Origin of the sequence: Rhizobium sp. NPDC090279 (genome assembly GCF_044769665.1) — a bacterium.
Lineage (GTDB): Bacteria > Pseudomonadota > Alphaproteobacteria > Rhizobiales > Rhizobiaceae > Rhizobium.
Genome location: NZ_JBIVYI010000002.1, coordinates 286998 through 309552, shown reverse-complemented (window position 1 = coordinate 309552; position 22555 = coordinate 286998). Strand labels below are relative to the sequence as shown.

The 22555-nt window shown below is 61.1% G+C and carries 19 protein-coding genes and 1 other RNA gene; 8 read left to right on the top strand and 12 right to left on the bottom strand.

The features are described from left to right. Positions 1-81: 81 nt before the first annotated feature. From ACIQWP_RS05580 to ACIQWP_RS05550, 7 genes are all read right to left on the bottom strand, one after another. The gene (locus ACIQWP_RS05580) at positions 82-924 is read right to left on the bottom strand and encodes an MBL fold metallo-hydrolase (RefSeq protein WP_402783298.1); all 843 of its coding nucleotides are present in this window, start codon (positions 922-924) and stop codon (positions 82-84) included. A gap of 126 nt (positions 925-1050) precedes the next feature. After that, the gene (locus tag ACIQWP_RS05575) at positions 1051-1875 is read right to left on the bottom strand and encodes a YmdB family metallophosphoesterase (RefSeq protein WP_402783296.1); all 825 of its coding nucleotides are present in this window, start codon (positions 1873-1875) and stop codon (positions 1051-1053) included. Between the two features lie 3 nt (positions 1876-1878). Next, complete coding sequence (locus ACIQWP_RS05570; protein WP_402783294.1) at positions 1879-2466, bottom strand: 5-formyltetrahydrofolate cyclo-ligase; 588 nt, start codon at positions 2464-2466, stop codon at positions 1879-1881. A 105-nt stretch (positions 2467-2571) separates the two neighbouring features. Then, complete coding sequence (locus ACIQWP_RS05565; RefSeq protein ID WP_402783292.1) at positions 2572-3246, bottom strand: HAD-IA family hydrolase; 675 nt, start codon at positions 3244-3246, stop codon at positions 2572-2574. Between the two features lie 186 nt (positions 3247-3432). Further along, the gene (locus tag ACIQWP_RS05560; protein ID WP_402783290.1) at positions 3433-4830 is read right to left on the bottom strand and encodes a virulence factor; all 1398 of its coding nucleotides are present in this window, start codon (positions 4828-4830) and stop codon (positions 3433-3435) included. After that, complete coding sequence (mprF, locus tag ACIQWP_RS05555) at positions 4827-7436, bottom strand: bifunctional lysylphosphatidylglycerol flippase/synthetase MprF (protein ID WP_402783288.1); 2610 nt, start codon at positions 7434-7436, stop codon at positions 4827-4829. Before mprF ends, ACIQWP_RS05560 begins: the two co-directional genes overlap by 4 nt. A gap of 632 nt (positions 7437-8068) precedes the next feature. Beyond that, a complete protein-coding gene (locus ACIQWP_RS05550) occupies positions 8069-8551 on the bottom strand; it encodes an SRPBCC domain-containing protein (RefSeq protein WP_402783285.1) in 483 nt (160 codons plus the stop codon). A gap of 73 nt (positions 8552-8624) precedes the next feature. Between ACIQWP_RS05550 and ACIQWP_RS05545 the strand changes: the two genes are divergently transcribed. Beyond that, positions 8625-8948 (top strand): ArsR/SmtB family transcription factor, encoded by a 324-nt coding sequence (locus ACIQWP_RS05545; protein WP_402783283.1) that lies wholly within the window; start codon positions 8625-8627, stop codon positions 8946-8948. Positions 8949-8957: 9 nt separating this feature from the next. Here ACIQWP_RS05545 and ACIQWP_RS05540 read toward each other — a convergent pair whose 3' ends face one another. Further along, complete coding sequence (locus ACIQWP_RS05540; protein ID WP_402783281.1) at positions 8958-9821, bottom strand: helix-turn-helix transcriptional regulator; 864 nt, start codon at positions 9819-9821, stop codon at positions 8958-8960. A 101-nt stretch (positions 9822-9922) separates the two neighbouring features. On the opposite strand from ACIQWP_RS05540, the gene ACIQWP_RS05535 reads away from it, so the two are divergent. Beyond that, positions 9923-10741, top strand: coding sequence for an SDR family NAD(P)-dependent oxidoreductase (locus ACIQWP_RS05535; RefSeq protein WP_402783279.1), 819 nt, complete (start codon positions 9923-9925; stop codon positions 10739-10741). Positions 10742-10786: 45 nt separating this feature from the next. Continuing rightward, positions 10787-11503, top strand: a complete 717-nt coding sequence (locus ACIQWP_RS05530; protein WP_402783277.1) for an SDR family oxidoreductase — start codon at positions 10787-10789, stop codon at positions 11501-11503. Between the two features lie 40 nt (positions 11504-11543). On the opposite strand, the gene ACIQWP_RS05525 is transcribed toward ACIQWP_RS05530, so the two are convergent. Next, entirely contained in the window at positions 11544-11981 is a 438-nt protein-coding gene (locus ACIQWP_RS05525; RefSeq protein WP_402783275.1) for a MarR family winged helix-turn-helix transcriptional regulator, read from the bottom strand. A gap of 323 nt (positions 11982-12304) precedes the next feature. Here ACIQWP_RS05525 and ACIQWP_RS05520 point away from each other — a divergent pair, with 323 nt between their 5' ends. Then, positions 12305-14101 (top strand): chloride channel protein, encoded by a 1797-nt coding sequence (locus ACIQWP_RS05520; protein WP_402783272.1) that lies wholly within the window; start codon positions 12305-12307, stop codon positions 14099-14101. A 92-nt stretch (positions 14102-14193) separates the two neighbouring features. Here ACIQWP_RS05520 and ssrS read toward each other — a convergent pair. The 3 genes from ssrS to ACIQWP_RS05505 form a co-directional block, all read right to left on the bottom strand. Beyond that, positions 14194-14352, bottom strand: a non-coding RNA gene (gene ssrS, locus ACIQWP_RS05515) — 6S RNA. Between the two features lie 66 nt (positions 14353-14418). Further along, positions 14419-14796: a cell division protein ZapA gene (locus tag ACIQWP_RS05510; RefSeq protein WP_402783270.1), complete on the bottom strand. Its 378-nt coding sequence runs from the start codon at positions 14794-14796 to the stop codon at positions 14419-14421. Positions 14797-14843: 47 nt separating this feature from the next. Then, complete coding sequence (locus ACIQWP_RS05505) at positions 14844-15119, bottom strand: DUF4164 domain-containing protein (RefSeq protein WP_015341018.1); 276 nt, start codon at positions 15117-15119, stop codon at positions 14844-14846. Between the two features lie 406 nt (positions 15120-15525). On the opposite strand from ACIQWP_RS05505, the gene tkt reads away from it, so the two are divergent. From tkt to ACIQWP_RS05485, 4 genes are all read left to right on the top strand, one after another. Next, entirely contained in the window at positions 15526-17508 is a 1983-nt protein-coding gene (gene tkt / locus ACIQWP_RS05500; RefSeq protein ID WP_402783268.1) for a transketolase, read from the top strand. 63 nt (positions 17509-17571) lie between these two features. Next, entirely contained in the window at positions 17572-18582 is a 1011-nt protein-coding gene (gene gap / locus ACIQWP_RS05495) for a type I glyceraldehyde-3-phosphate dehydrogenase (RefSeq protein WP_402783266.1), read from the top strand. A 417-nt stretch (positions 18583-18999) separates the two neighbouring features. After that, positions 19000-20850 carry a potassium/proton antiporter gene (locus ACIQWP_RS05490; RefSeq protein WP_402784345.1) on the top strand — a complete coding sequence of 617 codons (1851 nt, stop codon included), beginning with the start codon at positions 19000-19002 and terminating at the stop codon, positions 20848-20850. Positions 20851-21023: 173 nt separating this feature from the next. Then, on the top strand, positions 21024-22226 hold the full coding sequence (locus tag ACIQWP_RS05485) for a phosphoglycerate kinase (RefSeq protein ID WP_402783264.1): 1203 nt from the start codon (positions 21024-21026) through the stop codon (positions 22224-22226). Positions 22227-22555 lie beyond the last annotated feature (329 nt).

Genomic DNA, 22555 nt, shown 5'->3' with positions numbered 1-22555 from the left:
GGGCTTCATTCAAGTAAAAAGCCGGATAATGGCGATGGAGGATACTCCACATCAAGACGATCGCAGAGGCGGTCAGGATGCTCAAAGTCCCTTGAGCACATAGATCAACGGCTTGCGCGGCAAGGTCTTCATCGACACCGTGACGCTAGGTGACGGCGCATAGCCGACATCGAACTCCGGACCGAACAAGGCCAGGAACTGGTCGATCGGCGGCCCCCAGCGGTGCATGGGCAGGATCAGCGACGAGCGCAGCCGCTTGACCACCCGGCTCATGCTGTCAGCCCCCATTGTCAGGCCGCCATCGACCGGCACCATGACGACATCGAGCCGCCCGATCTCGGCATATTGCTGGTCGGTAAGCTCGAAATGCAGATGCCCGAGATGGCCGATGCACAGGCCCGCCACCTCGAAGATGAAGATCGAATTGCCGTTGGCTTCGATGCCGCCACCCCAGGAGCGGATATCGGTGACGACATTGCGGATCAGCGTATCGCCCACAGTCATATGAATCTTGGCCGGTTCTCCGGGCACGTCGCTCCATCCATGCAGCACATATTTGATCGCCGGATCGGGCGTCAGCGTATAGTGGCTCGGATGCGCCTTGTTCATCGTCACGACTTCAGGCGTGTAGGGCGGCGGGTATGCACCGCTATAATCCGTGGCGATGGAAACGCCGCCTGGCGTTTCGATGAAGAGCGTCGCGTGCCCGAGGAAGGTGATCTTGACGTCACCATCGACGGGGTCATTGGCAAGTGTCGGACCGGGCGGAGAAAAGCTGGCGAATGTCGCCTTGGGCAGGGACTGCGCAATCGCCTGGCATTGGCTGGGCTCCGGGCGCGCCGGCTTTTGCTGGGCGTCCACCACGCCCGAGCCAAAGATCAACATCAGGAAGAACGCGGCAAGGACAGGAAATCGCGGCATCATGCCATCCCCTCAAGCCCAATAGTGGCGGAAGGATGCGGCATGAGCGCAGACTGGTCCAGTTGCAATCAGGCACGATTGCTCACAATCGCGTCATCGCGCGGCGACAAGGAATTGCCGTGAGGACGATCAGCGCCAAAAGTCGGGAATGGTTTCCGAAAGCCGCGGGCCGAGCCGCAGCGGTGCGATCTTCTCGGCCAATCCCGTTGCATCGGAAATCTCGACACCGACGCCGCAGATGGTCGCCGGGCCGGAAGCGGCCTCGAAGCGGCCCTTCGGCATTTTCGAAATGAACCGGTTGAGCGGCTCCTCCTTTTCCATGCCGAGCGAGGAATCATAATCGCCGCACATGCCGGCATCCGACATGTAGGCCGTGCCGCCGTTCAGGATCTGCGCATCCGCGGTCGGCACATGCGTATGCGTGCCGACGACGAAGCTGGCGCGGCCATCGACGAAATGGCCGAAGCACTGCTTTTCGCTCGTCGCTTCGGCATGAAAGTCGAAGATGATCGCATCCGCCTGCTCCTTCAGCGGGCAGGCAGCGAGGATGGCTTCGGCGGACTTGAAGGGATCGTCCAGCTCCGGATGCATGAAGACGCGGCCCATGATGTTGGCGACCAGCACGCGGGCGCCATTGCGGGCATAATAGATGCCGGAGCCTCGGCCGGGCGTGCCGGCGGGATAGTTGGCGGGGCGCAGAAACTGGTCGTGGCGCTCGCAGAAGACAACGGCTTCCTTCTGGTCCCAGACATGGTTGCCTGTCGTCACCACATCGGCGCCGGCATTGATCGTTTCCAGAAAGATATCCTCGGTAATGCCGAAGCCGCCGGCGGCATTCTCACCATTGACGATGACGAAATCGAGCTTCAGATCGGACACGAGACCCGGCAAACGGTCCCACACCGCAACCCGTCCGGTCTTGCCGACCATGTCACCCAGAAAAAGCAGCCGCATTCGCTATCCAATCACTTCCGAAACGAAATTGAGTCCGCTCTCGGTCAAAATCGCGTCAAGACGGACATCATGCGGCTCAGCCGGTACTGATGGCACTTCTTGGCAATCGAATGCAATGCCGATCAGCTGCGGATTCATGCCTTTTTGGTGCAAACGGTCGATGGCGCGATCATAATAGCCGGCCCCGTAGCCGATCCGATGGCCGGTTCCGTCGAAAGCCGAAAGCGGCACCAGCATGACATCGGGGTCCAGCACCGCCGCATCCGGCCCCGGCCCGAAGGTTCCAAATCCACACGCAACCAGCGCCGCGCCGGGAACGAGTTCCCGGAAAGCGATCGTGCTGCGGTCGAGGATGACAGGCACGCAAAGCCGCGCGCCACGCTCCCGCAAACGGGCCATCAACGGCCTTATGTCCACTTCGGAGCGGATCGGCAGAAACCCGGAAACCACCGTCCCCGGTTCGATATCGATGACATCGCCGCCATGGGCAAGCATGGCAAGCCCCTTTTCGATGCGCTCATCGGCCGGAATGGCGTCGCGCGCCGCCAGGCGCTCGTTGCGATACTGGGCTTTCTGCTGTTTGGGGGTCATCGGCTCTTCGCGAAAATTTATAATATCACGAAAACATAATGAGCCGGCGGTCTATTGCAATGCGCGAAAGCGACATGCGAGCCCGCCAGCGATCGCGCGATGACATCAGTCCTTGCGAAGGATCGACATCGAGCCGTCGCCGGCCACATGCGCGCGGACGTTTTCATAATTCTGCAGCGTCGTATGATTTGTTTCGACCGGATGCGAATGCGTGGCGGTGATGACGAGCACATCGGCACCGGCTGCCTCGCCGGCCTTGATACCGGCCATCACGTCCTCGAACACCAGGCATTCCGAGGTGCCGAGGCCAAGGCGCTGCGCGCCGAGAATATAGCACTGCGGATCGGGCTTGCCGACCTTGACGTCTTCCGCGGTTACGATGAAGCGCGGCACAGGAATGCCGGCGGCGGCAAGTCGGGCCATCGCCAGGCGGTAGGGAGAGGAGGTAACGATCGCCCAGCGCTCCGGTGGCAGGGAAGCCAGGAAATCGATGGCGCCCGGCAGTGCGACCACGCCCTCGACGTCGGCGATCTCCGCCTCCATGATGCCGGCCGACTCCGCGACCGGATCGACGCCGGGCAGGTTCAATTGGCCGATCGTGTCGACACCGCGCTTGCCATGCATGGTCGGCATGAACTTCTCGACATCAAGACCCTTGCTGCGGGCCCAATCGCCCCAGACGCGTTCGGCAGCAGCGATCGAATTGATGATCGTGCCGTCCATGTCGAACAGGAAACCGGAATAGGTCTTGGTAATGGCGGAAGACGATGCAGCGGACAAGGATGGACCTTTCTGGATAGACGGCGATCAGCCGCAAAAAACAGCCTCGCGATATGAGCCTTCCCCGACTAGCGGCAGCCGCGGCAAGAAGCAAACGAATGCTGAGTTTCACGGCGAGGAAAACACGTTCGGCCAGTGGTAAGGGCGAACGACGCGCGGCGGCAAATGTGCCGCGCGTCATGAACATCATTCGCCGAGGCGGCTCTTCAGACCATTGATGATATGGTTCGCCAGCGCCTCGTAGTCGTCATCGAAATGATGGCCGCCATCCATGGCGATGACTTCGGCGCCGGTGCCCTTCACCAGCGGGCAGGCGACATCTTCGTCATCATCCTTGCCGTAGACGCACTGCACCATCTTCGGATTGATCGACTTGAGGTCGTTGACGGGATCGCCGCCCTTGCCCTCGCTCGAAGCGCCGAGCCAGCCCATGACCGAGATCACGTAATCGACCTTCTGCGACAGCGACAGCAGCGACATCTGGACGATCTTGTCCTTTGCGGGCTGCGGCAAGCGATTGTAGCTCGCCGGCAGGACATCGGCGCCAAAGGAATAGCCGACCAGCACCACATGCTTGACCTTGAATCGCTTGGTGTAGAAATCGATGATCCGGGCGAGGTCGTTGGCCGTCTGCTGCGGGTCCTTCTCGGTCCAGAAATAGTGCAGGGTATCGACACCCACCACCGGGATGCCCTGATCCTGCAGATAGCTGCCGACTTCCTTGTCGATGTCGCGCCAGCCTCCATCACCCGAATAAACGATGGCGAGCGTATCTTCGGTCGGCGTCGTTTCCATGACGTCGACCGGCAGGCCAAGCGGCGACTTGGAACTGTCGATCGTCTTCATCAGGTCCGTCAGCGAAGCCTCTAGCGTCGCATAGGTGTCGGCATTGTCCGAATCCGTGGTCTGGACTTCAGGATGGTCCTTCTGGATTTCCTCGACATGGTCGCGTCCGTCCTTCGGCGCATTGGCCGTGAAGGTCACCAGTATCGGGTTCGGCAAGGCGCCTTCCTGCAGGCCGAAGGACACCATGTCGCCATCGGTCTTCTTCTCGGCCGGCGTGCAGAGTTCCTGCTTCAACCCGATGCCTGCGGTCGGGTCGACTGCCAGCGTGCCCGCAACCGTCGCATCCGGGGTCTGCGCGGCGATCGTCAGCGCCATGGCGCCACCGGCGCCGACGCCGGCGATGATCGGCAGCTGATAGGTGCTGTCGGCGAAAGAACGCTGCACCTGCTGGCTCAGCGATTCCAGATCCGAAACGATATAGATGCAGCCATCGTTCTGCTTGACATCATATTTATTAAGAGAATCCAGGAAGGACGGATAGTCGATGCCGATCACAAGCGAACCGTTGGCAACCAGCTTGTCGGCAACAGCCTTCTCCTTGTCGCCCCAGCCGGCCAGATCTGAAATCAGAACGACTTCGCTCGAGACCTTGCCCTGCGGACGCATGATATGCGGCGCCGGGATCATGCCCAGATCATATTTGGCATCGTCAGCATCCGCCCGCGCCGGGCCAGACACCAGCAGGCCCATCGACAGCATGCCTGCGAAAGCCAATGACATTGCGTATTTCAAGATCATTTCCTCACGACCCCCTTAAGTCCGCCCCCGATGAGGAATGTGGCATCCATCAACGCGATCATTGGACTAACACCTCCCGAAACAGCCAGGTAGCGCGGCTGCCATTCGGGATGGAACTTGGATTTGAAGGCACGAAGCCCTTTGAAGTTATAGAAGCGCTCGCCGTGTTCGAACACGGTCCCCCCGACCCTGTCCCAAACCGGCGCCGATTCCCGTCTCGACATGCCCGATAGCGGCGCCATGCCGAGATTGAAACGCTGAAAGCCCTGTCCCCTGAGATATTCGAGGATCTGCACGAACAGAAAATCCATCGAACCCTTCGGGGCATCGGGCGAAAAACGCATCAGGTCGACGGACCCCTCCTCCCTGGTTTCCGTCATCAGAATATTCGCAAAAGCGACGATCTTACCATCCTTCTTCAACACGCCGATCGGCTGCGAGCACACATAGTCCAGATCGAACGCGCCAAGCGAGAAACTCTTTTCCTTGGCATTGTGATCGGCAAGCCATGTGTCGGACACATGGGTAAGCTGATCCATGACTTCGGGTATATTTTGAGGCTCGATAACGGCAAATTCTAGTCCATCACGAACCGCGCGGCTCGCGGTTTGCCTCAGGTTGGCCCATTTACCGCCCTTGAGCTCGAAACTGGCAAGATTGACCACGGCCAATTCGCCAAGCTTGTAGGCCCGCAGACCGGCATCGGCGCAATAGGACAGAAGCGCCGGCGAGATCTGGTAGAACACGGAACGGCAACCCGCCGCGCGCGCGGCCTCGACGAAACGCCAGATCAGATCGGGGAGTTCGTGACGCGGGCCGACCGGATCGAAGAGCGCAATCCACGAGCGGCCCTGCTTGCCGTACATGATGAAGGCGTCGCCCTTTTCCGAGAACATGATGTTCTTGTCGCCCATGCGCACCAGATTGGCGTCGGCCACGCCTTGCTTGCGGACGATATCGACGGCGCCCGTCACCGCGTCGCCCGTCACCGGTTCGAGGCGCTTCGTCGCCGGTCGCAGAAGGCTGAAGATCGCGATTGCCGCCGACAGAATGCAGATGCCGAGCGCGGCGCGAAGGCCGCGCGGCGCCTCGTCGGCAAATTCGAACTGCCACCAGAGCTGGTTGTTGTAGCCGACATCGCGATAGACGAAGAGCAGGACCACGATGGCGCCGATGCAGATCACGGCAATGGACGTCAGCCACCCGGCCGTCAGCGTCTGGTTGAGCAGCGATGCCGGCCGCTTGAACAGGCGGCGGCTGACGACGAGGCTGAAGACGAAGAAGGCCAGAAGCCCGGCCTCGACAATGGCGATGGCCTTGAGCAACGAGAGGAACAGGGCCAGCAGCGCCGAGAAGATCGCCACCCACCAGGCGCCGTCCAGACGCTGGCTAAGACCGCGCGCGCCCACGATGATCGCAAGCCCGAGCAGGCTCGAGAGAAAATGTGCGCTTTCGACGAGCGGCAGCGGCAGATAGCCGGAGAGCACGATCAGATTCTGGTCCGGCGTCGGCGTGACGCTCGAGAAGACCAGCATCATGCCGAGCAGCAATGCGAAGGCCGACAGCAGCTGCGGCATGACACGGCCGCCGATGCGGCGCATGCTCGAGGCTACCGGATGATCGACGAAACGGCGTAGCTCCGCCACGGAGATCGCGGCGATCGCGATGACGAGCGGAATGACGTTGTAGATGACGCGATAAAGGACCAGAGAGCCCAGAACGGCGTCTTCGTTCACCGAGCTGCCGAGCCAGGCGATGATGATCGTCTCGAAGATGCCGAAGCCGGCCGGAACATGGCTGAGCACGCCGAGGCCGACGGCGATGGCATAGATGGCGAAGAAGCCCGGCCATCCGATGGAGGTTTCCGGCAGCAGCACATAGAGCACGGAGGCCGATGCTGCGATATCGAATGCGGTGACGAGGAACTGCCGCGACCAGGTGCGCGAATCCGGCAGCCGAACCTCGACCGGCCCGATGCGCACCTCACGACCGTTGCGGCCGGCATAGACGACGAAGGCAAGTGCCGCGAGAATGGCGATGGCGATCAGCCGCAGCCACAGCCCATCGACGCTGATCAGCGGCCCGATCTCGTCGGCAATGACCAGAAGCGCGATGGCGCCGACGGCTGCCAGGCCAAGACCGAAGGCGAGCGTGACGAAAGCGATCACGCGGGTAATGTCGTCGGGCGACAGCCCGAGCCGGGTATAGGCGCGGTAGCGGATCGCGCCGGCGCTGAGCGCGCCGAAACCGGCCGTGTTGCCCACCGCATAGGCGCTGAAGGAGGTCAGCGCCACATGCGGGAACGGCAGCCGCTTGCCGATATATTCGAGCGCATTCTGGTCGTAGAAGATCAGGGAGGCAAAGCTCAGGCCGGTAAACAAGAGCGCAAGCAGCACCGAGGAGATCTTCGTCGTCGTCAAGGCGTGGACGACGTCGTCATAGCGCACTTCCGTAGTCAGGTCATAGATCGCGTAGGCGGCGATGCAGAAGACGGCGACGGTGAGGAGAGCGACGATCAGCGCCCGATAGCGGTTCAACAGACCGACGATACCGCCACGCTCTTCCAACTCCTCATCGGCATTTTCCAGATCGATTGGGCTCGACATACTCTACCTGTTTATAGTGATCTTCGCCGGTTCCGACTGTTCGGATATTCAATAACATCGACGACGCGTCTTCGCGGTGCCGTATACACTTCTTTCGATGAGCCCGTTGTGACGCGCGCTCCCATCATTCTGAATTTAGGCAATTTTGGCGCAGGCCCCGTCACGCCAGCAATGAATCCGCAATTATTTAGAGGATTTTGTCATTCACCCGGCTTTTAAGCTTATCCACACACAAAAGTGATCGTCCATCCTAACCCGAACGCAGCCTCTATCAGGAATTCGCGACCCGGTCACCTGCCCGGCCGCACCTTCATGCAAACCCGTCTTCGTGTTCGAAGAGCCGGCACAAATTACAATCCTTCAGACGAACCCAGCCAGACAACATTCGAGCGCCGAAGCTTGCATTTCTTCCGCTTGCCGGAAAGCTACTACAACGAGAGATAGATATCCACCTCGCGCTATCAACCGATCTCCTGGCAAGATCGCGCCGAGCCGCCTGACATGAGGGGAGCAAGCGCCTGAACCGGCGAGCAAGCGGATTGGCCCGGCGCGGAAATCTGCGCCGGGTCTCAAGCTGATGACAAACTCAGGGGGAAAGGATTTGGTGACGCTGGATATGCCCTTGCCGGAGCTCAGCGGTCCGGCGCTTCTGCCGGCTCGCCGCGCATTTCGCTGAGGAAGAACCCTTCGCGCAGATTGATCCCGTATTCGACGAAGGCCTTCATGCAGCAGAGCATTTGCGTCCACCCCTCGCAGTTCAGATAGGTGCCGCGGCGGCCGGCATCATCCTCGCGCCAGCCGGTTTCCTCGATGACGACAAGCGTGCCGCCATCGTCCAGCGCATCGAACGTCATCTCGACCTTCGTCCTGTAGTGAACGCCATCCTCGCCCGTGCCGCCGTCCCAGTGAAAGACAATGCGCTTGTTGTCCTCCACTTCATTGACTTCGACGGGCGCATTCTTCCACCAGATGACTGTCGTTCCCGCCACCAGCGGCGCACTGGCGCCGCCGACCGTGGTGAAATAGCTCGAAAGCTTCTTCGGATTGACGACCGCATCGAAGACTTCATCGACCTTCCGGCCGATCCGTCCTGAAATCCGGACATTCAATGTCATGGCATCTCCTCCGTAGTCTGTTTGTCGTTATTGCTCCATTGCGAGCGCCCCTATTATGTTATAAAAACATAACATGTCAAACGAATCGGACAGCGACCTGATTTTCAAGGCCCTTGCGCATCGTCGCCGGCGCGAAATCCTGGACATGCTCAAGGATGCGCCGCGCACGACCGGCATGCTCTGCGAGACCTTCACTGATATGGACCGCTGCACTGTCATGCAGCATCTGAAAGTGCTGGAAGAGGCCGATCTTGTAGTCGCCAGGAAAGAGGGGCGCGAGCGCTGGAACCACCTGAACAGCCTGCCGATCAAGCAGATTCACGATCGCTGGATCAGCGCCTATGCCGGCCACGCCCTTTCGATCCTCGATCAGCTGAAGAACGATCTGGAGGGCTGAGATGGAAAACTAAGCAGTGGCGCGTTGCCACAGCAGTTCCTTCAGCCTGGCGCTCGTTCCATCTTCATCGAGCGGTGTATAGACCACCAGCTTCATATCGGGCCGGTCCATGACCGCAAGCGCGGTGTATTCGAATGTCATTAGTCCGCCCTCAGGGTGACGAAGGCGCTTGTGCCCCGTCAGCGGCCGCAGAACATCCTGCCTCGGCCACCAGGAGCGAAATTCGGGGCTCGCCTGCGTTAGCGCAGCGATCAACCGTTCGAAATCGGGATCGCCAGCATAACGGGCGCTGTCGGCGCGGAACATCGCGAGCGAGTTTACAGCCACGCTTTCCCAATCGACGAGAAGCTTCCTATGGGCCGGATCGGTGAACACCCGGTGGACGCTGTTGCGCGCATCGCCCTGCAACAGGCCATAGTCGCCAAAAAGCACCACAGCGGCTGCATTCCAGGCCAGCACATCCCAGCGCCGGCCGAGGACATAGGCCGGCTGGCCGGCAAGGCTTGCAAGCATGCGCCGCAGCGCATCCGGCACATCCTCTGGCCCACGCGACGGCAGATCTGCGGAAGGCCGATCGCTGAGCGTAAAGAGGTGGCGCCGCTCGGCCGGGTCAAGCCGCAGGGCATCCGCCAGCGACGATAGAACCTCCGCGGAGGGGCGGACGTCCCGGCCCTGTTCCAGCCATGTGTACCAAGTGGTGCCGACGCCGGCCAAAAGCGCCACTTCCTCGCGCCTCAACCCAGGCGTTCGCCGTCGAAATCCTTCGGGAAGCCCAACGTCGGCCGGCGTTAGCTTTTCCCGCCTGGACCGCAGGAAGGCGCCGAACTCGCGGCGCCTGGCTTCGATGATGGTCTGGTTCGGATTGATGGTCATCGCTCATCATAGCAGGATCAATACTAGGATAAAGTCAGAACTGTTTGCAGCCTCCGTGAGCTGCCAAATATCGGCTCATCGACGATTTGGAGACAATTGCGATGAACATGAGCGGTAAGACAGTCCTGATTACCGGTTCGACCGATGGAGTCGGTCGCCGGGTTGCAGAAAGGCTGGCGGAAGCGGGTGCCCTCGTGCTGGTGCATGGCCGCAACGCGGCGCGAGCCGAAGCTCTGGTTTCCCGCATTCGCGATGCTGGCGGAAAAGCGACCTTCTATCTCGCGGACTTCTCTTCGCTGGATGAGGTCCGCACGCTGGCCGATACAATCGAACGCGATCACGATCGCCTTGACATCCTGATAAACAATGCCGGTATCGGCACCAGTAGCGACGACGCGGGGCGCCAGACAAGCCGAGATGGGCACGAGCTGCGTTTTGCCGTCAACTATTTAGCTGGCTTCCTACTGACGCATCGCCTGCTGTCGCTGTTGAGAGCGAGCGATCATGCCCGCATCGTCAATGTATCTTCCGTCGGTCAGCAGCCCATCGACTTCTCCGACGTCATGCTGACGCGCGGCTACAGTGGAGTGCGCGCCTATTGCCAGAGCAAATTGGCGCAGATCATTTTCACCCTCGACCTTGCCGAGGAGCTGATGGGCGCCGGCATCACCGTCAACTGCCTTCACCCAGCGACCTACATGGACACGACAATGGTGCGGCGGGCCGGCGTCGCACCGTTGAGCACGGTCGAACAAGGCGCCGATGCCATCCTCAATCTGGCAACGGGCGGTGCTCTGGACGGACGCACCGGTCTCTATTTCGACGGGCTGCGCCCTTCGCGCGCCGATACCCAGGCCTACGACGCAACGGTGCGCCGCGAGCTGCGAACACTCAGCCAAAGTCTCACCGGCCTGGTTTAAGCCCTTATCCCCTACCCACTCACTCCGTATAGAAAGGAGACACACATGGCGTCTCAGCACACAATCATTGTCGGTGGCTCATTCGGTATCGGCCTTGCGACCGCTGCCCACCTTCTCCAAAAAGGACATCGGGTGACGATCGCAGGTCGCGATGCGGCAAAGCTGCATGCGGCGGCGGAAAGCCTGGATGGAGACATCGCCGCAATCGTCATGGACGCCGCCGACCTCGCCGGTCTTCCCACCGCCTTCCAGGCAATTGGCCCGCTCGATCATCTCGTCCTGGCCCTGGGCGGCGGCAATGGCGCCGGTCCCTTTGCCACCGTCGACCTCGCTGATATCAGGAAAGGTTTCGAGCAGAAGACGATGGCGCATTTCGCCTGTGCCCAGGCCTGCCTGCCCAATCTTTCGAAGCAGGGCAGCATCACCTTCGTCTCTGCCGTTTCGGCGCAGGCAGCGATGCCCGGAACCGCAGGGCTCGGAGCCATCAACGCCGCCATTGCCGCGCTGGCCCCGATTCTCGCCGTCGAACTCAAACCGATCCGGGTGAATTGCGTGTCTCCCGGCGTCGTCGACACGCCCTGGTGGGATTTTCTAAGCGCAGATCAGAAGGAACCGACTTTTGAAGGCTTTGCGGCCCGCACACCCGTCGGCCGCATCGGCCGATCGCGGGAAATAGCCGAAGCCATCGCCTTCCTCATCGGTAACGGCTTTACCAGCGGCCACACGCTGATCTGTGACGGCGGCATTCGCCTCGGTCAATAATCCTCAGTGCCATCGCCGGCCAGTAACGGCGATGGCATCCTCAGCGGTTGCGGACACCTGCCTGCAAATGCGTGAGAATCTCGATCAGCCGTGGCGCCATATCGCGGATTTCGACCAGGTGGATCGAGCTCAGCGTTTGAAGAACCTCTTCGGACTTTTCCGTCAATTGCAGGATTTGTCGGCGCTTGTCCGTCGGATCGGGATGGCGGGTAACGTAGCCGCCATCGATCAACCGTCCCACAAGCTCCGTTGCCGTATGCGGCGCGATCAGCAGCTTTTCAGCCAGCATGCCGATCGTCATCGCCTCGCCGGCGCCGTTACCCTTGATGGCAAGCAGCGCCTGATGCTGCTGCGGCGGCAGGCCCGCCTCCTGCGCTGCCGAGGTGCTAAAATCCATGAATTTGCGCAGGGTGTAGCGCAGCGTCGCCAGCGCCTCATAATCCGCCTGCGAAAGAACTTCATCCGAACGTCGCACCATCAAACATTCCCTATTGCCGCAGTTCACGGTCCTAAAGCATGTCGCGCAAAATGTTCAGCGGTTTTGCGGCGACACTACGCATTAGATCAAGGACCTAAAGCGTCGGAAGCGAATCCTGGAGATCGCGATGCGCTTTGGTTGATTTATATCGTATTACGATATATTTGTCATCTCAAAGCGGGAATGGCTGAAGGACGGCCGCGCGCTTGGAGCATTTCCAGGAAGAGTGCGTAGCGGTTTTCCGTCCGGAATGCGTGAAACAGGAAGATGGAGCGCTTTCGCTGTTCGAAGAAAAGCGAAGCGCTCAGCACAGAAGGCCCCCAATGCAGGACACCACCTCACATAGTCACAGCCACGATTTCTCCGGCGGGGCCTCCCGCAAGGACAATGGCGATTTCACCACGGACAGGCGCGTCCTGGTCTTGATTGCCATGGCGCTCGTCGTCGGCACCGGCGGCGCATTCGCCGCCTGGGTGCTCATCAAGCTCATCGCGCTCGTCAGCAACGCTGTCTGGCTGTTCAGGATCAGCACCGAACCACTCTCCTTTACAACGGTCGCGCGCTCGCCCTGGATGGTCGCCGCTCCCGTTCTTGGCGGCCTCGTCATCGGCCTCATGGCGCGCTACGGCTCGGAGAAGATCCGTGGCCACGGCATTCCCGAGGCCATCGAGGCGATCCTGATCGGCGGCAGCCGCATGTCGCCGAAGGTGGCGGTGCTGAAGCCCCTGTCGTCAGCGATCTCGATCGGCTCCGGCGGCCCATTCGGTGCAGAAGGCCCGATCATCATGACCGGCGGCGCCATCGGCTCGCTCTTCGCCCAGCTCTTTCATATGAGTGCCGCCGAAAGGAAGACCCTGCTGGTTGCCGGCGCCGCAGCCGGCATGACCGCAGTCTTCGGCACGCCGATCGCGGCCGTCATGCTCGCCGTCGAACTGCTGCTGTTCGAATGGAAGCCACGCAGCTTCATTCCTGTCGCGGTCGCGGCCTGCGTTTCGGTCGTCTGGCGTCCGCTGCTGCTCGGCGGCGGTCCGCTCTTCCCCGCACATTTCGACATACCGCTCTCGTGGTGGGGCATCCTGCTCGCCGCCGGCCTCGGTATCATCTCCGGCCTGCAATCCGGCCTGTTGACGACCCTGCTCTACAAGATCGAAGACGCCTTCGAGAAGTTGCCGATCCACTGGATGTGGTGGCCGGCGCTCGGCGGCCTCGTCGTCGGGCTTGGTGGATTGATCGAGCCGCGCGCCCTCGGCGTCGGCTACGATATCATCGCCGATCTCTTGCATAGCCACATCACCGTCGCGGCCGTGCTGGCGATCCTGCTGGTCAAGGCGAGTATCTGGCTGGTCGCGCTATCTTCGGGCACATCGGGCGGCGTGCTGGCGCCGCTACTCATCCTCGGCGGCGCGCTCGGCTGGCTGGTCGGCCTGGTCCTGCCCGGCGATCCCGGCTTCTGGGCGATGCTCGGCATGGCGGCGATGATGGGCGGCACGATGCGCGCACCGCTGACGGGCACCTTTTTCGCCGTCGAGCTGACCGGAGACACGAGCGCACTGGTGCCTCTGCTTGCGGCAACGGTCGCCGCCTATGCCGTTACGGTATTGCTGTTGAAACGATCAATTCTGACGGAAAAGATCGCCCGGCGCGGCCAGCACATCACCCGCGAATACGGTATCGACCCGTTCGAACTGACCCGCGCCCGCGACATCATGATCGCCAAGGTGGACACCCTGCCCGCCTCCATGCGCCTGTCGGAAGCGCTGGCATATATGACGGAGCGGCCGGATGCGCATCGCTTTTATCCCGTCGTCGGCGACAATGATCGCCTCGTCGGCATGATCTCGCGCGCCGATGCCCTGCGCTGGCAGAGCGAGCCGGACCTCATGGATCAATCGCTCTATGACGTGATCTCGGATACGTCTCTTCCGGTCGCCCATGCCGAGGATACCGTCGGGCGCGTTGCCGACATCATGATCCATGCCGATACGGGGCGCGTTCCCGTCGTCGAACCGCAGACCGGCCGCCTCGTCGGTCTCATCGCCCGCAAGGATCTACTGCGGCTGCGCAGCGCGACCAACCGCGCGGAGCTCGAGCGTGGCGCTTATCTTCGATCGAAAGGTTAAGGGGAGGAGGAGTGGCGTCAGCGCGGCGAAAGAACCGCGCGGCGCCTTCCTTGGCTATCAGCCGGAAACTGGCCATCAGCCGGAAAATTTGAGAGCGATCCACGACGACCGATGGATGTTTACGATCCTGGGTGCCTACAAACGTAGGTGGGCGCCGTGTGTCCAGGCCCACGGGCCTAGTCAGGGACAGCTCCCTTTGGATCGAGTATGGCCCCAGGGATTGTGGTTCCTGTCGGGAAGCGCAGACCGCACAAAATATATAGAGCGGATTGCGCCGTCACGCCAGAGGGCGGCGAACGGCATCCGCAGAAATAAAGCTAAGCCTGCTCGGCACCCGGCCGCGCGAGAAGCTTCTCGGTGATACCGTGAATGCGCGTCGTCACTTCGTCGATGACGCTTGCCAGCGTCTCCTCGGCCCGCGCATTGGCCGCCACGGTCGTATCCCGATTGCTGGTCAGGGTTTCCAGCTCCGCTTCCAGCGAAGACACCCGCCGCGTCAGTTCGGACACCTCGTCCATGATCATGATGCCGGCCATTACGGTCACGCGGAGATCGCCGATTTCGCCGAACTGGCTCTTCAAATGCATGACATAGCGGTCGAAGCGATTGGCAAGATCCGTCAGATGGTCTTCCTGGCCTTCTTCGCAGGCCATCCGGTAGGCTTTGCCGTCGATCGTTACCGTTACTTGTGCCATTCGACTTTCCGATCATTGCCGTTCTGCGACGGCTGCCTCCCGAGGGATCAGCGGTCCAGCACGGCTCTTATGGTTTCCATCGCCGTGACAAGCCGGCGCGACACTTCACGATTGACCTCCTCGAGCCGGTTCGCTCGGAACTCGGCCTGGTCCAATTCCTGGGCAAGGCGGGACCGGTCGGCATGGACTCTCCGGACCTCGCCTTCTATGTCGCTCTGTGCCCGTTCCCGCTCGAACCGCCCGTCAACGGCACTCTCCAAAGTCGAAAGCGCCTGGCGCAATTGGGCGAGCGCCGCGTCCACCGTTTTGCCTGAAGGTGTCATACCCTTCGCTTCTCCGCGCAAGGCCCGAATCAAAACATCCGGCCACTTGTCTGATTTCGCAACAATATTCAACTCGGCAACAGCACGTCAATAAAGGCTGTCATGTGGCACCCCCCCTATTCTGTGGATGAATGCCGCCTTTGCCGTCTACACAGGCCTTGTCGCATGATTGTCGTCTTTTGTAAAAGTGAACGGGCAAATGTCAAAAAATTGCCTCGGGATGGCCGGATTGGGTCCTCGATTTATTGACTTGCTCGCCCCAACTGCTATGTCTCGACCGTCTGAGGCGACGTTGAAAATGGAGTTCAGAGGACCGTCTGTCTCCCTTTTTGCCCGCCTTTCAACCGATGGCCTCCCTCCCAAGCGTGCGGCCATCCCCCGAACCCGGAACATTGCGGAAAAACCCATGAACTCTCGCGAACAACACGACCGGATGGCGAATGCGATCCGTTTCCTTGCCATGGATGCTGTCGAGAAGGCCAATTCCGGTCACCCCGGTTTGCCGATGGGGATGGCTGATGTCGCCACCGTTCTCTTTGGCAAATATCTGCGCTTCGATCCGAAGAACCCGCTCTGGCCGGACCGCGACCGTTTCGTCCTGTCGGCTGGCCACGGCTCGATGCTGCTCTATTCGGTTCTGTACCTGACCGGCTACGCCGACATGACGGTCGATGAGCTGCAGCGTTTCCGCCAGCTCGGCTCCAAGACCGCCGGCCATCCGGAATACGGCCACGCCACCGGCATCGAAACCACCACCGGCCCGCTCGGCCAGGGCATTGCCAATGCCGTCGGCATGGCGATCGCCGAGCGCAAGCTGCGCGAGGAGTTCGGCACTGAGCTGCAGGACCACCACATCTATGCCATGTGCGGCGACGGCTGCCTGATGGAAGGCATCAGCCATGAAGCGATCGCGCTTGCCGGCCACCTCAAGCTCAACAAGCTGATCCTGTTCTGGGACAACAACTCCATCACCATCGACGGCGCCGTTTCGCTGTCGGATTCGACCGACCAGGTCGCCCGCTTCAGGGCCGTTCACTGGAACACGATCGAAGTCGACGGTCACGACCAGGCCGCCATCAGCGCCGCCATCGAGGCCGCACACAAGTCCGACCGCCCGACGCTGATCGCCTGCAAGACGATCATCGGCTTCGGCGCTCCGCACAAGCAAGGCACCCACAAGGTCCACGGCTCGCCGCTCGGCGCCGAGGAAATCGCCGCCACCCGCGTTGCGCTGAACTGGCCCTACGAGCCCTTCGTCATCCCGAACGACATTCTCGGTGAATGGCGCGCTGCCGGCGAACGCTCCGTCGGCACCCGCGAAGCCTGGGAAGGCCGCCTTGCCGCTGCCGACGCCGCCAAGAAGGCCGAGTTCACGCGCCGCTTCGATCACAAGCTGCCTGTTGGCTTCGACGCCGCCATCAGCGACTACAAGAAGAAGCTCGCCGAAACCAAGCCGACGCTTGCAACCCGCAAGGCATCGGAAGACGCGCTCGAAGTCATCAACGGCTTCATTCCGGAAACGATCGGCGGCTCCGCCGACCTGACGCCGTCGAACAACACCAAGACCAGCCAGATGACGTCGATCACCCCGACCGATTTCGCCGGTCGCTACATGCACTGGGGCATCCGCGAGCACGGCATGGCTGCGGCCATGAACGGCATCGCCCTGCATGGCGGTCTGATCCCCTATAGCGGCGGCTTCCTGATCTTCTCGGATTATTGCCGCCCGCCGCTGCGCCTCGCTGCCCTGATGGGTATCCGCGCCATTCACGTCTTCACGCACGATTCCATCGGCGTCGGCGAAGACGGCCCGACCCACCAGCCTGTCGAGCAGGTCGCCAGCCTGCGCGCCATCCCGAACTTCCAGCTGTTCCGCCCGGCGGACGCCACGGAAACGGCCGAGTGCTGGCAGATCGCCATCAAGACGACCAACCGTCCGTCCGGCCTGGCGCTGACCCGTCAGAACCTTTTGGCCGCTCGTACCGAATACAGCGAGAAGAACCTCTGCGAACTCGGCGCCTATACGCTGGCTGGCAATGCCGACGCCAAGGTGACGATCTTCGCTTCCGGTTCCGAAGTCGAACTGGCCAACGCGGCCCGCACGGTTCTGGAAGGCAAGGGCATCTCTACCCGCGTCGTTTCCGTTCCCTGCACCGAACTCTTCTTCGAGCAGCCGGACGCCTACCGCAAGGAAGTCATCGGCAACTCGCCGGTCAAGGTTGCCGTCGAAGCCGGTGTTCGCGAAGGCTGGGATGCCTTCATCGGACCGGAAGGCGCCTTCATCGGCATGAAGGGCTTCGGCGCTTCGGCTCCGTACAAGGACGTCTACAAGCACTTCGGCATCACGACTGAAGCCGTTGTCGCCGCCGCCGAGGCAAAGCTTTCCTGAGGGCGCTGACAAGCGCTCTCAAATCCAATAGATAAACACCCTGAGTGAAAGGGAGTGACATTCATGACTGTAAAAGTAGCCATCAACGGCTTTGGCCGTATCGGCCGTAACGTCCTGCGCGCCATCGTCGAATCCGGCCGCACCGACATCGAAGTCGTTGCCATCAACGACCTCGGCCCGGTCGAGACCAATGCCCACCTGCTGCGTTACGATTCGATCCACGGCCGCTTCCCGGCCGAAGTGAAGGTCGAAGGCGACTCGATCATCGTTGGCGGCGGCAAGCCGATCAAGGTCACGGCGATCAAGGACCCGGCGACCCTGCCGCACCGCGATCTCGGCGTCGACATCGCCATGGAATGCACCGGCATCTTCACGTCTCGCGACAAGGCTGCCGCCCACCTGACGGCCGGCGCCAAGCGCGTCATCGTTTCGGCTCCTGCCGACGGCGCCGACCTGACCGTCGTTTTCGGCGTCACCCACGACCATCTCACCAAGGAGCACCTGGTCATCTCCAACGCGTCCTGCACCACGAACTGCCTGGTGCCGGTCGTCAAGGTTCTCGACGACGCCGTCGGCATCGACCACGGCTTCATGACGACCATTCACTCCTACACCGGCGACCAACCGACGCTCGACACCATGCACAAGGACCTGTACCGCGCCCGCGCCGCAGCCCTGTCCATGATCCCGACGTCGACGGGCGCTGCAAAGGCCGTTGGTCTCGTCCTGCCGCACCTGAAGGGCAAGCTCGACGGCACGTCGATCCGCGTCCCGACCCCGAACGTCTCGGTTATCGACTTCAAGTTCGTGGCCAAGAAGGCAACGACGGTCGGCGAAATCAACGAAGCCATCAAGGCTGCATCGAACGGCAAGCTGAAGGGCATCCTCGGCTACACCGACGAGCCGCTGGTTTCCCGCGACTTCAACCATGACAGCCACTCGTCGATCTTCGCGACCGACCAGACCAAGGTCATGGAAGGCAACTTCGTGCGCGTCCTGTCCTGGTACGACAACGAATGGGGCTTCTCCAGCCGCATGTCGGACACGGCCGTCGCCTTTGCAAAGCTGATCTAATAAGGGCTCAGCCCTAATCAATCCTGATGCCGACGGTGCGGTTTCCCGCCCGTCGGCATTGTCATTTTTGGAGAGCGCCTCCGTTCGCCCGAGCTCGAAAGCACGGACACCGGTGATCCTTGCGTCATCTTAAAGCATTTCGATTTTTTTCGTCCCCTGCCCTGCTATGGTCCAGATTTACCAGTAAATTTTGAGCTGGAAGTCTCCCAGGGCATTCCAAACCGTCTTGCCGTTCTGGCAAGGCGCATCACACCATGACGATGCAGTCATCGGAAAGAGTTTCGATCCATGAACTCTCCTCCGAACGATTTCCGTGTTTGCCAATTTGCCAGGCACGGCGACATGGTGGAAAGTGGAGAGATTTCCGGCATTCCGGGCTTTGGCCCCAGCAGCGGCGCGCGGAAAGGGGAAGAAAAAGTGGAGGCATTTTACGTCATCGTGCTGATCAGCACGGTTCTTATTCTCATTGCGGCCTTCTCCAGCCTCCTCGCCTTCCGGTTTGGCGCCCCCTTGCTGCTGCTCTTCCTGATGATCGGCCTTGCCGCCGGCACGGATGGGCTCGGCATCGAATTCTCCAACAATTATCTCGCCTATATTCTCGGTTCCCTAGCGCTTGCCATCATCCTTTTCGATTCCGGCTACGGTACACCGATCCAGGCTTTCAAGCTTGCCGCGGCGCCGGCGCTGACCATCGCCTCCGCCGGAGTCATCGTGACGGCGGCGCTGTTCGGGCTTGCCGCCACCTGGCTGCTCGGCTTCACCTGGCTGCAGGGCCTGCTGCTCGGCTCGATCGTCGCCTCGACGGATGCGGCCGCCGTCTTCTTCCTGCTGCGCATCGGCGGCATCAATATCCGTGACAAGGTGCGCTCGACGCTGGAAGTCGAATCCGGAACCAACGATCCGATGGCGATCTTCCTGACGCTTGCCCTGGTCGAGCTGCTGGCAAGCGGCGAAGGCTATGCCGGCATCAACCTTGCCATGCTCGCAACCTTCGTCCAGCAGATGGGGCTTGGCGTCATTCTCGGCCTGCTCGGCGGCATGATGATCGTCCTCATCGTCAGCCGTCTGGAAACGGATCGCGGCCTGACGCCGATCTTCGTGCTGGCGCTCGCCCTCCTCGTCTTCTCGTTTACCGGCGCCGTCGGCGGCAGCGGCTTCCTCGCCGTCTATGTCGCCGGCATCTATGCCGGCAATCGACGCCTGCCGGCATCCGCCTCGATCAAACGCTTCCAGGACGGCATGACCTGGCTGGCGCAAATCATCATGTTCCTCGTTCTCGGCCTGCTCGCGACCCCATCGGAATTTCCCGCAATCGCCATACCCGCGGTGGCGCTGGCGCTGTTCCTGATCTTCGTCGCCCGGCCGATCGCCGTCTGGCTTTGCCTGCTACCCTTCGACTACACCCAGCGCGAGACGGGCTTTGTCGCCTGGGTCGGCCTGCGCGGCGCAGTCTCCATTCTTCTGGCGATCATGCCCATCCTCGGCGGCCTGCAGTCCGGCCAGACCTATTTCAACGTCGCCTTCATCGTCGTGCTGGTATCGCTGCTCGTTCAGGGCTGGACCATCAAGCCGATGGCGCGTCGCCTCGGCCTCATCGTGCCCCGGCGCATGGGCGCGATCGACAAGGTCGAGGTCGATCTGCCCGGCACCGTCAACCACGAACTCCTCTCCTATCGCGTCGTGAAAGACAGCCCGGTTCTGCGCGGCGAACGCATTCCACGCTGGGCGACGCCGTCGCTCATCGTACGCGACGGCAAATCCATGCGTTATCAATATGCCGGCCGTCTGCGCGAAAGCGATATCGTCTACCTTTTTGTCTCTCCCAACTATTCGCGCCTGCTCGACCGCCTCTTCGCCAGCCGCGCGCCGGTCGATCCCGAGGACGCCGAATTCTTCGGCGCTTTCTCGATCTCGCCGCTACGCCCCGCCGCGGATCTGGACGCCGCCTATGGGCCGGGGTTGCTGAGCGAGCAGGAGAAAGGCCTCACCATTGCGGAACTCATGCGCCATCGCCTCGGCGGCAAGGCCGACTATGCCGATCGTGTTCGTCTGGGCGAGATCATCCTCATCGTCCGCGATCTCGACGAGAACGATCATATCCAGTCCGTCGGCATGTCGCTGGAAGCGGTGGAACCGCCTGTCATCATGCCGATCTTCATCAATCTGCACGATATTTTGAACAGCATCCGCAGCTATCTTCAGAAGCGTCGCGCGCGCGCGAGCGGAGCTGTTTCAAGCGATTCAGGCACAGGCAAAAACGACGCCTGAACGCCTTGAGCAATTCCAGGAAAAGTGCGCTGCGATTTTCCGTTCGGAATTTCGAAAAAGCAAGGAAATAGAACCGTTCAGCGATTTCGTGAAACGCTGAACGGTTCTTGCGTCTCCGATCATCCGTAGTATGGTCGGCGCGCTTTTCGCCACCAACAATATTGGACCCTCCCATGGCAGCCTTCAAAACTCTCGACGATCTCACCGACATCACTGGCAAGCGCGTGCTCGTGCGCGTCGACCTCAACGTGCCGGTCAAGGATGGCAAGGTCACCGATGCGACCCGCATCGAGCGTGTCGCCCCGACGATTCTCGAATTGTCGGAAAGGGGCGCCAAGGTCATCCTGCTCGCCCATTTCGGCCGCCCGAAGGATGGCCCGTCGCCGGACCTTTCCCTTAGCCTCATCGTGCCGGCCGTCGAGGAAGTTCTCGACCACGCGGTTCTCTTTGCTTCCGACAGCATCGGCGCTCCAGCAGCCGACGCGGTTGCCAAGATGAGCAATGGCGACATTCTGCTGCTCGAAAACACCCGCTTTCACAAGGAAGAAGAGAAGAACGACGCAGCCTACACCAAGGCGCTGGCCGCCAACGGCGATATCTACGTCAACGACGCCTTCTCCGCCGCGCACCGCGCTCACTCCTCGACCGAGGGCCTCGCTCACCTGCTGCCGGCCTATGCCGGCCGCACCATGCAGGCCGAACTGGAAGCGCTGGAAAAAGGCCTTGGTAACCCGGTCCGCCCGGTCGTTGCCATCGTCGGCGGCGCCAAGGTTTCCTCCAAGATCGACCTTTTGATGAACCTCGTGAAGAAGGTCGATGCGCTTGTCATCGGCGGCGGCATGGCCAACACCTTCATTGCCGCCCGCGGCACGAATGTCGGCAAGTCGCTCTGCGAACATGATCTCGCCGCCACCGCCAAGCAGATCATGATCGAAGCTGCCGCCTCCGGCTGCGCGATCGTTCTGCCTGAGGACGGCGTCGTCGCCCGCGAATTCAAGGCCGGTGCCGACAACGAAGTCGTTGATATCGAAGCCATCCCGGCCGACGCCATGGTGCTCGATGTCGGTCCGAAGTCGGTCGAGGCCGTCAAGAACTGGATCGGCCGCGCCACCACGCTGGTCTGGAACGGCCCGCTCGGCGCCTTCGAAATCGCTCCCTTCGACGCCGCGACCGTCGCGGTCGCCAAATATGCCGCCGAATGCACCAAGTCCGGCAAGCTGACCTCGGTTGCCGGCGGCGGCGACACGGTTTCGGCGCTGAACCATGCCGGCGTTGCCGACGACTTCACCTATGTCTCGACGGCTGGCGGCGCCTTCCTCGAATGGATGGAAGGCAAAGTCCTTCCGGGCGTCGCCGTTCTGCAGGCGGCCAAGTAAATCAGCCAGCACTTCAAGAGAAAAAGAGCCCCGGTCGCGATCTGACCGGGGCTCTTTTGCTTTCCTGCAATAGCCAACCAAGCGTTCAGGACAGAGCAAGTCACATTTGCGACAATGACAAGAATAGGTTTGCTGTGATATCGGAAATGAGACCATGTCAAATAGATGTTACGAAAGCACGGCACTAGGTTGTCCCGCTAATAATAATGGGGCCCAATAGAGGGATTGCCATATGCTTGCCTGGCGCAGTTTTGTTGTTGTTCTTACTGTATTCTTAGTTGCTCAATCAGGCATAGCTCACGCCCAGCAGTTGCGCGCAGCTGTTCCCG